10 protein-coding genes are annotated in these 14,275 nt (G+C 54.5%); 3 read left to right on the top strand and 7 right to left on the bottom strand.

Features of this window, described 5'->3' with window-relative positions; all coding sequences use genetic code 11:
• Positions 1-125 precede the first annotated feature (125 nt).
• Both G461_RS23315 and G461_RS25390 read left to right on the top strand, forming a co-directional pair.
• Complete coding sequence (locus G461_RS23315) at positions 126-1,463, top strand: dicarboxylate/amino acid:cation symporter (protein ID WP_035479379.1); 1,338 nt, start codon at positions 126-128, stop codon at positions 1,461-1,463.
• Between the two features lie 622 nt (positions 1,464-2,085).
• A complete protein-coding gene (locus G461_RS25390) occupies positions 2,086-5,841 on the top strand; it encodes a PKD domain-containing protein (protein WP_051333366.1) in 3,756 nt (1,251 codons plus the stop codon).
• Between the two features lie 63 nt (positions 5,842-5,904).
• Here the strand turns inward: G461_RS25390 and can are convergent, their stop codons facing one another.
• From can to hutW, 7 genes are all read right to left on the bottom strand, one after another.
• Positions 5,905-6,507 carry a carbonate dehydratase gene (gene can / locus G461_RS0104915; RefSeq protein ID WP_026971017.1) on the bottom strand — a complete coding sequence of 201 codons (603 nt, stop codon included), beginning with the start codon at positions 6,505-6,507 and terminating at the stop codon, positions 5,905-5,907.
• Positions 6,508-6,535: 28 nt separating this feature from the next.
• On the bottom strand, positions 6,536-6,808 hold the full coding sequence (locus G461_RS0104920; protein WP_026959281.1) for a DUF1289 domain-containing protein: 273 nt from the start codon (positions 6,806-6,808) through the stop codon (positions 6,536-6,538).
• A gap of 73 nt (positions 6,809-6,881) precedes the next feature.
• Entirely contained in the window at positions 6,882-8,675 is a 1,794-nt protein-coding gene (locus G461_RS0104925; RefSeq protein WP_026959282.1) for an ABC transporter ATP-binding protein, read from the bottom strand.
• Between the two features lie 92 nt (positions 8,676-8,767).
• Positions 8,768-10,915, bottom strand: coding sequence for a TonB-dependent hemoglobin/transferrin/lactoferrin family receptor (locus tag G461_RS0104930; RefSeq protein ID WP_425393730.1), 2,148 nt, complete (start codon positions 10,913-10,915; stop codon positions 8,768-8,770).
• Positions 10,916-11,022: 107 nt separating this feature from the next.
• Positions 11,023-11,565, bottom strand: a complete 543-nt coding sequence (gene hutZ / locus G461_RS0104935; protein ID WP_026971018.1) for a heme utilization protein HutZ — start codon at positions 11,563-11,565, stop codon at positions 11,023-11,025.
• Positions 11,566-12,084: a heme utilization cystosolic carrier protein HutX gene (gene hutX / locus G461_RS0104940; RefSeq protein ID WP_026971019.1), complete on the bottom strand. Its 519-nt coding sequence runs from the start codon at positions 12,082-12,084 to the stop codon at positions 11,566-11,568.
• Between the two features lie 47 nt (positions 12,085-12,131).
• A complete protein-coding gene (hutW, locus tag G461_RS0104945) occupies positions 12,132-13,457 on the bottom strand; it encodes a heme anaerobic degradation radical SAM methyltransferase ChuW/HutW (RefSeq protein ID WP_026971020.1) in 1,326 nt (441 codons plus the stop codon).
• A 143-nt stretch (positions 13,458-13,600) separates the two neighbouring features.
• Between hutW and G461_RS26040 the strand changes: the two genes are divergently transcribed.
• A complete protein-coding gene (locus G461_RS26040) occupies positions 13,601-14,275 on the top strand; it encodes an energy transducer TonB (RefSeq protein ID WP_051326723.1) in 675 nt (224 codons plus the stop codon).

The raw sequence follows: 14,275 nt of genomic DNA on the forward strand, positions 1-14,275 counted from the left end.
TTTAGATCAATAAATCAGTGTTTCCGACTGGATTTATTATTACCTATCGGTATATTAATCCGCTTCTTATAACGATTGCGGCATTTTCGCCTAAAAAACAATCAGAAAGAGAGAAGAAGGGAAGTATGAATTCTACTAACAAAATGAGTCTTACTCATCGAATCCTGATCAGCATGGTCGCTGGTATCGCAATGGGTGTACTACTACAAACCTTTGCGGCAGATTCACAGTTCGTCCAAGACTACATCATCAATGGTCTGTTCAACATTGTAGGTACAGTGTTTGTATCCAGCTTACGCATGCTGGTAGTGCCATTGGTATTTGTCTCCTTGGTATGTGGTGTTGCCTCTATGCAAGACACTGCACGCTTGGGACGCCTGGGCGGTAAGACCGTAGCGCTATACTTAGCCACCACCGCTATCGCTATCTCCATCGCCATGGCCGTTGCCCTGCTGATCAAGCCAGGTGCCGGTATGGAACTGGTAAGCGACGCCGAGTTCGTTGCCAACGAAGCACCTTCATTGGCACAGGTGATCATCGACATGTTCCCCACCAACCCAATTGCCTCAATGGCAAGCGGTAACATGTTGCAGATCATCGTATTTGCTCTGCTGTTTGGTCTGTCTATCGCCATTGCCGGCGAGCCGGGCCAACGCATTGCCAGCATGTTTGAAGACTTCAACGTCGTCATCATGAAGCTGGTTACCCTGCTGATGAATATCGCCCCTTACGGTGTATTCGCGCTACTAAGCAAGCTGTTCTACGAGATTGGCTTTGACGCTATCTACAGCCTGTTCGGCTACTTTATGGTGGTCCTGGCGGTATTGATTATCCAAGCTGCCGTGGTGTACCCAGTACTGCTGAAGCTACTATCTGGCCTAAACCCGCTTATCTTCGTTAAGAAGATGCGTGAAGCCTTTGTGTTTGCCTTCAGTACTGCATCGTCTAACGCCACCATTCCTGTAACGCTGGAAACCGCTACCCACAAGCTGGGTGTGCGTAACTCAACTGCATCGTTCACAGTACCGCTAGGCGCTACCATTAATATGGACGGCACCTCGATTATGCAGGGTGTGGCAACCATCTTTATCGCCACCGTTTATGGCTTCGACCTAAGTGCTGGCCAGCTGCTCACCGTTATCCTGACTGCCACTCTGGCGTCAGTGGGCACTGCAGGTGTACCGGGTGTGGGCCTGATTACCTTGGCGATGGTACTGACTCAGGTTGGCCTGCCAGTTGAAGGTATTGCCCTGATTATCGGTGTAGACCGTCTGCTGGATATGGTGCGTACCGCAGTAAACATCACCGGCGACAGCATGGTGACAGTAGCGGTAGCTAAATCAGAGGGCGACCTGAACATTGCCACCTACAACGACCCAGAAGCGGGCCTTAAAGATGAAGAAGTTCATCTGCCCCATGGCGAGAGCACTAAAGCCCGTGTAGGCGGCTCTCAGCTTGCTTAATTAACTCGCTTGTAGAGATATAAAAGCCAGCACCTTGGGTGCTGGCTTTTTCTTTTATACGTCATTCTTAATAAGAACAAACATACACATTAAAGAGCCGACATTTAACTTAGCTATATAAAGTAGCAGCGAACTTTATAGCAAGACAAAGAAACCAACCATTTCCCCAAACAATATATCAACCTATCAATTTCATAATTTGATTGGTTTTTATCATCACCGCTTATTCACCACTGTCCTCAACGCTCTTCTCAGCATGCTCTTGAGCTAGACGCTCCTACGCAGCCAACCAGCAGCCCACTAGCAGCCATAGCCACAACCACACTAAGGCAACAGCCACAAACGGAAAATAGTCTTGGTAAATTGAAGTTACAAAAGAGATAAACAGTGCTTATAGAATAAGCAGGTAGGATAGTCACTCGATTATATTTACGACAGGGTCAGCGATCAATATTTACACAAGATAATTAGTTAATCAGCCATCACATTAATAAAGCAAAGCGAAATATTATAGGAGTTATAAGGAGCGACTACGTGGCAGGATAAAACAGCAACCACTGCGATTAATTTAACCAATAACAACGATAGTGCTGTTTAATTGTTCACATCAAGGATGGCCACCATGTTAAAAAACCTATATTGCTATGCGCTGTACTTCTTGCTCGCTAGCATCTTAGCGGGGTGTGGCGGTAGCTCCACCACCGACCCACGCGAGCAAGTCAAACCGACCCCGGTCATTACCGTGGTCGGTAACAACTATGTCTATGTCGGTGAGATCGCGAGCTTTTCGGCTGCTAACTCGTCGTCGGAAAACGGCTCCATAGTCGGCTACCTGTGGACCCTCGATGGAAAGCAGTTCCGCTCCCCCACCCTCGACTACACCTTTACAACCGCAGGCAGCTATACCATTAGCCTACAGGTGGAAGATCGCAGCGGCGAGAAGGCCAGCACCGCGATTACCTTTCATGTGCTTGATGGCAGCCAGCAAAACCTGCCGCCCACCGCCAGCATCACCGCCAGTGCAAGCACCGTCTTGGTCAATCAAGTGCTGACCCTCAACGCAGAGCAGTCGTTTGACCCCGATGGCGAGATTGCCAGCTACCGCTGGGAAGTACTCAACGATGAGCAAGCCTCCAAGCAAGGCGTAGAAGCCAGCTTCAGCTTCACAACGACTGGCAGCAAAACCATTGAGCTCACCGTCACCGACAATGAAGGGCTGGAAGGGCGTGCCCAAGTGGTTGTCCAAGTACTCGATGAAAACCAGCCGCTACCACCGACCGCGGTTATCGACGCGCCAGTGCGCGAAGCACTCGCAGGGCAAACACTCAGTTTCAACGCCAGTGCCTCCAGCTCGCCAAACGGTGATATCGTCAAATACCAGTGGTTTACCCTACCCGCTTGCTTCGAAGATACCTGTCCACCGGTAGGCCCCACCTTGGTGGGCGAATCGGCCACACTGGCTCACAGCTTTATCAGCGAAGGGGTGTTCGAGCTTAGCCTTACCATTACCGACAGCGCCGGCGAGAGTGCCCAAGATTCAGTGCTGATCACCATCAATCCGGTCGAGGGCGGCACAGTCACCGCCAAGATAAGCCCCGACGGCACTCAGCAAGTAAACCAAGGAACCCAGCTTAGCTTTAGCGCAGCAGGTTCTAGTAGCGATGCTAGCGTAATTGTCAGCTACCGTTGGAGCCTGTTAACCGCCAATGGTGGTGTCCAGCAGCTCGGCACCGGTCAGCAAGTCACCCACCGCTTCACTACTCAAGGCAGCTTTAGCCTGCGCCTGCAGGTTGAAGACTACCAAGGCAACACCGACGAGGCCTTTGTCGCCATCGAGGTCACTGCCGCGCCGCCGGTTAACCAAGCACCGGTTGCTCAGATCTCCCCAGCGGCCGAGCAACAGGTCGAGCAAGGCGAGCAGCTGAGCTTTGATGGCAGCAGCTCCTATGACCCAGACGGCGACAGCCTCAGCTATCTGTGGAGCAATGGCGCCACCACCGCCTCAGTGACTCTGTCGTTCGATACAGTCGGCGCCGAGCAGGTTTGTCTGGTGGTCAACGACGGTCAACTAGCAAGTCCTGAGGTGTGCGTCACGGTTACCGTAAAGGCCAAACCGGATACCTCTATCAGCATTTACTACAAGGGGGATTTCTCGACCATATACCTTTGGAGCCCAGGCCCACCTACTGAACTTTACACCGGTTCGTGGCCAGGTGACGTTATGCAAGACATGGGGGGTTACAAGCAATATGCTTTGGGCCAACATGTCCCAGACGACCTGATGGTTATCTTTGGCGGAGCCGCAGGCCAGACCGATGATCTACGCTTCGACCCGACCAAGCCTTGTTTCTACAATAACGCTTGGCATCCCAAGGAAGTCTGTACCGATGGCGAAAACCCCGTCGAGCCTCCACCGGTGGGCGGCACCAGCGAAACGCTGGGCGCGGTATACAGCCAAGATGCCACCACCTTCTCGATTTGGTCGCCGGATCACAGCAACGTAACGGTCACCGTCGACGGCCAAGACTACTCGATGGCCAAGGTTAACAACTTCGCCGGCTACAGCGATGTCTATCAAACCGTGGTGTCTGGCGATCTGCACCTCGCCGAGTACACCTTCAAGATTAACGGCGTGCCAGTGCGCGACCCTTACGGCAAGATGGTCCGCCCCGGCACCGGTATCTATGAAGCGACCAACATCGTGATGGATATGTCACGGCTGCAACCGGAAGGTGGCTGGACCACTCGCCCAGCGCTTATCAACCGCACCGATGCGATTATCTACGAGGTACATGTTCGCGACTTCACCATCCACCAGAGCTCAGGGGTGAGCCCGCAAAACCGTGGTAAGTACTTAGGCATGGTTGAGTCTGGCACCCGTCACAATGGCGTTGCTACCGGCATCGACCACCTCATCGATCTGGGTGTCACCCACGTTCAGCTACTGCCGGTGTACGACTTCGCCACCTGCGATGGCCTGCCCGACAGCGACCCTTGCTACAACTGGGGCTACGATCCGCGCAACTACAACGTGCCGGAAGAGCGCTACGCCCAAGATATGTACGACTACGAGCAACGGGTGATCGAGTTCAAGACCATGGTCAACGAGTTTCACAAAGCGGGCATTCGGGTGATTATGGATGTGGTCTACAACCACACCTACGACAACGAGATGTTCGAGAATATCTCTAACCGTTACTTCACCCCCACCGATTTGAGTGGCACCGGCAACTCCATCGATGCCGACGTACCGATGGTGAGTCGACTGATCCAAGACTCGCTGGAGTACTGGGTAGATGAGTACGGTATCGACGGCTTCCGCTTCGACCTGATTGGCATCTTCTCCTACAGCGAAGTGGCCAAGTGGGGCGAGCACCTCAACCAGCGCTTCCCCGATCGCAATCTGCTGCTCTACGGTGAGCCGTGGAATGGCTACGCCACCGATCCTAAGGTCAACCAGCGGGTACGCTATGGCACCACCCACCACCTGGCCAATGCCCATGTCGGTGTATTTAACGGCGCCTACCGCGAAGCGATGAAGGACCAAAACGACAAGCCCGATTGTGGCTGGATGTGTAACAACATGGACGCCTGGAAGGTCGACGGCGGCTGGGCCATCTTCGATGGTATGAAGGGCTCGCCGAAGACCCCGGGAGTACATGAAGGCGAATGGGGACGCTTGTTCACCGTGGCCCCAGAGCAGAGCATCAACTACATCTCGGCCCACGATAACTTTGGCCTCTGGGACAAGGCCTATATCAGCCAAGCGTCGAACGTCAGTCAGGCGAGTAGCCATCAGGTAATGGGCTTCACCCCGCCATCGAACCTGAGCTACGCCAAACGCATCGTCGATTTTGCCACCGGTATGGTGCTCACCAGCCAAGGTATCCCGTTCTTACACGCCGGCGACGAGTTCCTGCGCACCAAGACCGAGAACGGCAATATCAGCAACGCCAGTGCTTGGCGCTATGGCCAGTATGCCGGTACCCACAATACCTACAACTCGCCGGATAGCTTTAACGCCATCAACTGGCAGTGGAAGGTCGACAACAAGGCCACGCTGGATTATTCCAAGGCACTGATTGCGCTGCGTAATCAACATGCCGGACTGCGTATGACCAGCAACAGCGACATCGAACGCTACCTAAGCCAGCAGCTGTTGAATAACGGCCACGTCATCACCGGTCATATCACCGACCCACGGGATAGCCACCAGCTGTTTGTGGTGTTTAATAACAGCAACAACTTCAGTGTTAACTTGCCAGCAGGCTCCTGGACCAAGGTGGTAGATGCCAGTGGCGCGACCAACCAAGGTGGTCTGTCTGGCTCGGTGCAGGTTGAAGGCACTGCCGTGACCGTCTTTTCACAACCCAGATAAACGATAGCGTGGAGTAAGTAAAAAAAACGCTGCCATTTGGCAGCGTTTTTTATTGAAGAAGGATTACTTGAGCCCGCGAATGCTGACTTCTAAGTCGTTAAGAATGCCATCTTCCAGCGAGTAAACGAAACCATGTACCGAAAGCTGTTGTCCTGCCTTCCAAGCGTTTTTCACGATAGTGGTATTGGCCACGTTGTGTACTTGTTCAATCACATTCAGCTCGACTAGGCGATCAATGCGCTTGGCCTTGTCTTCAATGCCATCCAGCTCATTCTTGTTCATCCGGATGACATCTTTAATGTGGCGAAGCCAGTTATCAATCAGGCCATACTCGGCGCCTTCAAGGGCAGCAATCACACCGCCACAACCGTAGTGGCCAGTTACCATAATATGTTTAACCTTGAGCACCTCTACCGCGTACTGGATCACTGACAAGCAGTTCAGGTCACTGTGTACTACTACGTTGGCGATGTTACGGTGTACGAAGACTTCGCCCGGGGCAAGGCCCGCGATCTGGTTAGCGGGAACACGGCTGTCGGAGCAGCCAATCCAAAGATATTCAGGGGCCTGTTGCTGAGAAAGCTCATGGAAAAAATCGGGGGATTGCTCCTTAATCTTTGCTGCCCACTGCCGGTTATTTTTGAGAAGTTGGGTAAGTTCAGGCATACGTCTCCTTTTGATACGACGAAGAGGGCTAATCGAGCTCCTCTGCGTCAAAAGGCAGAGCTACTTGCTCCGCAATTATAGAATTCTGTTGTGCTGCCAGCGCTGCCCTCTGCTGACGAATAAATCGCAGTTTACGCTGTTTTGTGAGACGCAATATATTTTGTTGTTGAACAATAGACAAGTTTTGCCAGTGGAATCGCTCATCTCTTGTACGAAAACAGCCCAAACACAGCCCCCGGTTATTTGACTGGCAAATACCGCGACAAGGGTTGGGAATGGCAAAGAATTCGAGCTGCTCCATGCTTTCACCATAGTGGTGACGAGCCCGAGGTGCAAGCTACAGCCGCGCTCATCAGCTGTAGCCTGTAAGCCGCTTAGGCGTAAAGGCTCTGGTAGAGGCCGTGTTGTTCAAGCAGGGCTTTGTGAGTGCCACGCTGGGCGACCTTGCCGTCATCCAGCACATACACTTCATCGGCTTGCAGAATGGCCGATTGGCGATGCGCCACAATGATCACCGTGCGCCCAGCCAAGAAGGGCTGCATCGCTTGATGCACCGCCTGTTCGGTGGCCATATCCAGCGCCGAGGTGGCTTCGTCCATAATCACCAGCTTGGGGGCGCCCAGTAGCATGCGCGCTATCGCCAAGCGCTGGCGTTGCCCGCCGGATAAGCGCAGGCCAGAGCGCCCCAGTGGGGTATCCAGGCCCTGCTCCCACTGCGCAACCACATCCGCCAGCTGGGCGGTATTGAGCACCTCCCACAGCTGTTGGTCACTGTAGTACTCACCTAGGCACAAGTTCTCGCGCAGGCTGGTGTTGAAGATGCTCGGATGCTGCAGCACCACCGCAACCTGGTCGCGTAAACGTCGGTAACCATATTGCTCGATGGGCTGGCCATTGACAGCCAGCTCGCCCCGCTGCTTGCGATACAGCCCCAGCAACACCTGAAGCAGGGTGGACTTGCCGCCGCCAGAAGTACCCACCAACGCGATCCGCTTGCCCGCCTGAATATCGATATCTAAACCATTGAGGATAGCGCGCTCATCATCGTAGCCAAAGTGCAGGTCGCGGCAGCGAATAGCGATGGCCTCGCAAGCTGGGCCGTTGTCTACCACTGCAGAATCTGGCACTGCATCTTCTTCAAGCTCGGGCATCTGCAGCAGCTGGTTGATGCGAGCAATCGCCGCCTTGGCGCCAAACCAACCGTATTGCATGTTCAGCAGCTCCTGTACCGGCGTCAACATAAACCACAGGTAGCCAAACACCGCGAAGATCTCGCCAATACTCAGGTCGCTGAGCAATACCATCAACATCGCCACCATGCGGAACAGCTCAAAGCCGAGCAAAAACACCAAAAACGATAAGCGGCTGGCTGCTTCAGACTGCCACGCAAAACGATCGGCATCTTGTCGGACCCCCTCTGCATGTGCTTTTAGCTGGCTTAGAAAGTGCCGTTCGCGGTTGGCAATACGCAGTTGATAGAGGCCATCTAACACCTCCACCAAGCTCTGCTGAAAACGCTCAAAGCTTTGGTTTTCGCGCTGCTTAAGGCCCTGTACCCGGCTGCCAACTTTGCGCGAGGCATAGATGACCAGTGGGTTGACCAGCAAGATAAACATGCCCAGAAAAGTATCGATATACAGCAGGATCAGCGCAGTGCCCACCACCGTCAGCAAGGCCACCAGCAAACGGCTCAAGCTATCACCAATAAAGCGGTCGATGGTCTCCACATCTGTCACCAACTTAGAAGACAGCCCGCCACTGCCGCTGTGCTGGTAGTCCTGCATGGTAATGCGGGTGAGCTTTTCCAACAGCTGCTTGCGTAGGTCGCAAGTTAAGGTTTTTGCCACCAAGGTAAACTGACGGCTCTGCCAGATATTGAGCGCCTGACTGATGCAGCGCAGCACCACCACTATCACAAAGACGCTAACGATGTAGCCGGTGGGTTGCTGCCATGACGCAGGCAGTAGCCCTTGCAATGCCGCCAGCCCGGCAGCGGGTTGGTCTAAAAGCACCTCGTCCACCAGCATGGGCATCAGCATCGGTAGCGGTACGCTGATAAGCGTTGCCAGTAGTGCAATCACATTGGCGAGAACCAAGCGCCTGCGATGTTGTAAGACCTGCCGAAACAGCGAACGGGGAGAGATAAGTGAAGCAGTATGGGTAGTCACGAAATTAACCTGAAGATAAACAGCAAAGCTCTCAGCGACGCTGAGAGCTTAGTTATAGGGCTAGGGCCCTTAAGCCCCAGAACTTGCAGGGCCTAGAAGACGTAGTCGAGTTCAACCCCCCAGTTGCGGCCTGTCTCAGTGCGACGATCCAACCCTTGGTCATTGGCAGCCTTGCCTTCCAAGTTGTTGTACAACCAGTACTTCTTGTCGAAGGCATTAAACAGACCGGCACGTACCACCAGCTCTGGCTGCACCCGGTAGTAAGCAGTCAGGTCGACCACGGCATAGCCCGGCGCTTTGATATTGTCAGGATCGCTCCAGTCGCTGCCCTCTTTGCTGGCGGCCATGGTCACCGCCAGTTTACCGCCGTAGCGCTCGTCGGAGGCGTCATAGCCCAGCGCGGCGTAAGCGCTTAGCGGCGCGACGCTGTCGAGGGCATCGCCCTGCTCTTTGTCTTCACCCTTGGCGTAGGCCAGGTTAAAGCTGGAGTAGAGCCCGCGCGGCGCGCCCAATAGCTGGTCCCAGGCCAAGTCGTAGCTCAGCTCGACACCATAGATCTCGGCGCTGGCGACGTTCTCGTTGCGGTAGATCTCGCGGCCATCTTCACTCTCGCCCAAGTAGCGCTGCTCGATAAAGTTCTTGTAGTCGTTGTAGAAACCCACCAGCTCCAGACGGCTAAAGTGGTTGTTAAAGCGCAGGCCCGCCTCATAGGCAATGCTCTCTTCTGGCTTAAGATCCGGGTTAGACTCAATCACCGCCCCCATGTCGTAGGCGTAGTACAAGTCGTACAGGGTCGGCGCCTTAAAGCCCTGACTCACCTGAGCAAAGGTGCTGATGGCATCGTCCCAGTGATACACCACCCCGGCGCGGCCGGTCAGTTTGTCATTGCTCGATTTTTGGTAATCGTTATGCCCTTTCGGGTCGGAGCTGAAGTTGTCGTAACGCAGGCCAAGGCTAAGCACCAAGCGCTCATCCATATAAAAGCCTTGGTTTTGCACATACAGGCCCCACGTATCGGAGTCAGCATTCGGCACCTCCGGGGTGGCGTCTTCGCTATATCCCCGGTCGATATAGATATTGTTGTAGTCCAGCTCGAAACGGTTGTTCTGGTAGCTCAGGCCATACACCAGCTCTTGATAGCTGGAGCCCAACGCAAAGGCCTTGTCGAACTGGCTTTCAAACTGCCAGCTCTGGTCTTCACCGTTACGCTGGCGGTTTCGATAGTCATAGAACGGCGTGTGGTCGAAGTTGTTGTGCTTGCTGTGGCTCTGCTGGTAGCTCAGCTGCCAATCCATGCTATCAAAGGCGCTCAAGTCAGCCTGCCATTGGTGCTCAACGCTATAGCGCTGACGGCGGTCTTGGTCTTCGGCGCTATTACGGGTGTAAACAAAGCCCGGCATGATCTCGTAGCCATCGTTGCTGAGGATCTGCCCTTCACTGTCGCGCTCAAAGTACTCGGCGGTCACACCAAAGCGGTGGGCGTCAGAGGCTTGATAGAACAGCTTGGCTAACAGGTTGTTGGAGCGAATCGAAAACGGGTCAGCCGCGCCGCGATCGCGCCCGCTAATATCTGCGCCGCTGCCATGGGTTTGTTGCTCATTGCCGTCACGGTGGGTGAAGATCATCAGGCTTTCCCAATCCCCCGAGCGGTTGGCAAAACTCAGCGTGGTTTTGTAGCTATCATCAGCGCTGGCGTAACCGGCCTTCACCCCGAGGTGAGTATCGTCGCCTTCATCCAGTAAATCGGCAGGATTCTTGGTGCGCATCAATACCGCGCCACCCAAGGCATCGCTGCCGTACAGGCTGGAGACCGGCCCCTTGTTAATCTCAATGCTTTGCAGGGTATCGATCTCGATGTTGCCTTGGAACTTGCGCATCTGGTCGGCCCCCGGGTTGTAGATCCCCGATTGCTGCACCCCATCGACGATGACCTTCACGTAGTTCTCATCGCGTCCGCGAATATTAAAGCCACTCAGACCAAAACGCCCTTGGCCCTCCATGGCCACACCGGGCTCAGATTTAAGCGCCTGTTGTAGGTCTTGTGACAGGCTGCTATCGATGTCATCGCTGTTGATGGTGGCTACCGCCGAGGCAACATCGCGCAAGGCCTGCTCGCTGCGGGTCGCCGACACCACCACTTCATCGAAGGTAAAGGTCTCGGCGGTTTGCTCTGCCTGTGCGCTGGCACAAAAAACGGCGGCAATCGCCAAGCTCAAAGGGGTTAGGTTGTTCTGTTTCACGGTCATTTTCCTGTTTTTAAGACAAACGCATCCCTGCATGCCTAATTGGAGGCTCGCAATTGGAGAGATGGAGTAGCTTGCCCGGGCCTGCCGGGCGCGTTAGGCGGTTAGGACGATTCGCTCAGCTGCTGTTTAAGCTGCTTAACGTGTCCTTCGCGCAGATGCACGATATCGAGCATCTCTTGGCCGCTTACATCGAAGGCTTGGCCAAAGCCTTTCACGTAACGTCCTTTTTGCGGTAACAAGTGGTAGAGATTGAAATCACCCAGCTGACTGAGTTGCTCAATCATCTCGCCAAACCGGGCGCGCAGCGCATCAACGCCGTTTTGCCACAAGGCCTGCTCGCGACCCACCGCTTTGGCTTGGCATTCGAAGCTCAAGCGGCGCCGGGCAAAGATATGCTTGGCAGCCGACTCATCTTCAATCATCATCAGCGACACCCGCGGGTCGACCTTGAGATTCTGGCCATGCTGGGCCAAGTCGCTGATCAAGATAAAGTAACCCTGCTCCGAGTAAGCAAAGGGGCTGTAGCTCACGCAAGGGTTGCCTTGCTTATCCACCGAGGCTAGCTGCAAGGTTTGTTGGGCATCGCGAAACTCGCGAATTTCCGGCCCCAGGCGCGATTGCAAACGCGCTTGCTTGTCGTCCATTTAACTCAGTTCCTGTTTTAGTTGTTGGAATAACGCTATCTGTTCCGGGAATAATTTGCGCTGCTTATCACGCCCCAGATAGACCTTAAACACACAGTGGCCGCTGCTATCAAAAAAGCCCATATAGTGGCTTTCCATCTTCATAAAGGGCTTGCTTACCAAGGCGATATGGGTCACCAAGTCCAGGCGCAGGTGGCCATGTAACTCGCCTTCCTTGCCCATTAGATTGTAGTAACCACGGGCCAGTTTCCCTTTGGGAAAGGGCGCTTTAAATTCAAAGATAGACGCCCCTGAGTGCACGATGGTGGTGACCTTTCCCCAGCTAGGTAGCCGCTGCAAAATGGCCTCAGCGTGCTCGCCCGCCACCTCGGTGACCATCTCACTGGGCAGCGCTAACGTGACCTCGGCTTCGCTTTGCTCGAGCTGCTCGCACAAGCTACTTAAGGCGCTAAACGGCTCACTGGCCAGTCGCTCGGCAACCCTTACTCGGGTCTGTTCAATACTGTGTTGTTGGTACATCGTTACTCCTGTTATCCGGCTTGCTGCAAGGTTGCCGCGGGCTGCGCTTACAGCAGGCCAATAAGATTCTGACTTAACGTTACATTCCAGAACTGACCGGCCGTGGTCAGTGACAAATAGCCCTCGCTAAGGCTGACCAAGCCATTGGCTTGCCAGGCGCTAAATAGCGGCGAGAGCTGCTCAAACAAGCGATAGCCGGCCTGTTGGTCAAGCGCGCGCTGACTGAGTACGCCCCGATCGAAGCCCGCCTTAATGGCACCAAATAGCGCTGCATCGTGAGATGCGCGGCTTAGCATGGGAACCGCAAACTGTTGCTGCTCGACGGCCTCGATATAGCGGTCAATATCGCGACTTTGCATCATCTGCAAACCCGCCACGTTGCCGCCACCACCGGCGCCGAAGGGCAGGATCTCTGCGCTGGTCTTCGCCAGCGAGTTATAGATACTGCGCTCGCGATTGCCCGAGGCCCAATGGTTGCAGCTCAAACGGCGCTGGAAATGGCGCGCCATAAACTCAACCCCCATGGCGAACATGCCCGCCTTGGTGGCGGTGTCGGCCGGTTCGGGCAGCTTGCCTTGCTCGACCAAGGTTTGCATCGGTAGGCCCTGCATCTCTATTAGCTGATACAGGTCCATCCCATCGACGCCCACATCAAGGTAGTCCTGCAGATCCTGCAGCCATACCTGCTCATCTTGGTGAGGTAGCCCATAAAGCAAATCCACCACAATCGGCGCAGCCTGATAGGCGCGATAGCTCTGTAAGCGCTCAACAACGACCTCGCGGTCGTCCAAGCGCTTGGCACTGCGCCGCACTTGGGTGTTAAAGCTCTGTACCCCAAAGGAGAAGCGGTTAAAGCCTCCCTCCAGCGCCGCCTCGAACTTGTCGGCGCCAAAGCGGTTAACCCGGCCTTCAAGGGTGATTTCACAATCCGGCGTCAGCGGGAATAGCTCACGGATAGTTTTACCTAACTGGGTGAGTTGTTCAGCGCTTAAGTCGGTAGGCGTTCCCCCACCGATATAGACCGCCTGAAACGGGGCCGCCTCAGTCCAGGGCATGGCCGCCTTCCAGCGTAGCTCGCTCATCAAGGCGTCAAAATAGCGCGCCATCAATGCCTTGCTGGAGGCATATTGGAAGAAGTTGCAGTAGCTGCAGCGCACCCGGCAAAACGGGATATGCACGTATAAGCAGCGCGGCCGGCCACTGGCCGCACCGTTTAGCGCGTTTGTTAAGCTAGATTGCACCTTGTCCGCAGCAACCATGGCACTGCGGCCTCCGGCATGGGCAGCTCTCTTTTTGCTAAAGGCATAGCGCAGGGGATCGGGCGTACTACGCCCAACCAGGGCCTCATCACCGATATCTATCTGTAATTCCATAACCTAGTGGAACATCACTCTTGTTCAAAACTCGCGACAGATCCTATACCAATAAAACTCATTTGCAAATGATAATTGATCTCATTCCCATTCTCATGAATAATGTAAGCAGTTGTTTTACTTTGATTGCTTGAGAATACCTTTTGGACTCGCGACGTTATTTCGCCTGTGGGCTGCTGTCTTTAAGCCTGCACAGCCTGCTCTACTCACAACACCCCGAAGCCCTCGAGCTGGCAGTGGGTGAGCAGGGCCAGTCAGCAAGCGTTAGCGTTCAGTTGATGGCCAGTGCGCCCACTCCAGCACCAATGCCAGAGCCGACGCCTGAACCAGAGCCAATGCCTGAACCAGAGCCAATGCCTGAACCAGAGCCAATGCCTGAACCTGAGCCAATGCCTGAACCAGAGCCAACGCCTGAGCCAGAGCCAATGCCAATGCCTGAGCCAACGCCGGAACCTGAGCCAGAGCCGACGCCTGAACCTGCAGAGCCGCCAACCGCGCCTGCGCCCAAACAAGCCAGTGATAGTGCCCAACAGCTACCAGCCTTGGTCGCCCAGCCCCAGTTTCGGGTTAAACCCAGCCCTATCGCTTATCCACGCTTAGCCCGCCGTCAGGCCCTGCAGGGCGAAGTGTTGGTAGAGGTTTGGCTCGACAAGCATGGCAAACAACTTAAGCGCGAGCTGCTGCAATCCTCTGGCCACGACATCTTGGATCAGGCCGCGCTAAAGGCCATCGCCAAGTGGCGTTTTGCCCAACATCAGATCGACGGTCAGCCCTGGGCTCACCGCGTTCGTATCCCCGTTCGTTTTAATTTGGATTAA

The sequence above is a fragment of the Aliagarivorans marinus DSM 23064 genome (assembly GCF_000429485.1).
Lineage (GTDB): Bacteria > Pseudomonadota > Gammaproteobacteria > Enterobacterales > Celerinatantimonadaceae > Aliagarivorans > Aliagarivorans marinus.

Bases quoted from the DNA above. Each gene is read 5' to 3' on its own strand.
- hutZ (WP_026971018.1), bottom strand. From the start codon at position 11,565: ATGGACGACAAGCAAGCGCGTTTGCAATCGCGCCTGGGGCCGGAAATT.
- hutW (WP_026971020.1), bottom strand. From the start codon at position 13,457: ATGGAATTACAGATAGATATCGGTGATGAGGCCCTGGTTGGGCGTAGT.
- hutX (WP_026971019.1), bottom strand. From the start codon at position 12,084: ATGTACCAACAACACAGTATTGAACAGACCCGAGTAAGGGTTGCCGAG.
- G461_RS23315 (WP_035479379.1), top strand. From the start codon at position 126: ATGAATTCTACTAACAAAATGAGTCTTACTCATCGAATCCTGATCAGC.
- G461_RS25390 (WP_051333366.1), top strand. From the start codon at position 2,086: ATGTTAAAAAACCTATATTGCTATGCGCTGTACTTCTTGCTCGCTAGC.
- G461_RS0104920 (WP_026959281.1), bottom strand. From the start codon at position 6,808: ATGGAGCAGCTCGAATTCTTTGCCATTCCCAACCCTTGTCGCGGTATT.
- can (WP_026971017.1), bottom strand. From the start codon at position 6,507: ATGCCTGAACTTACCCAACTTCTCAAAAATAACCGGCAGTGGGCAGCA.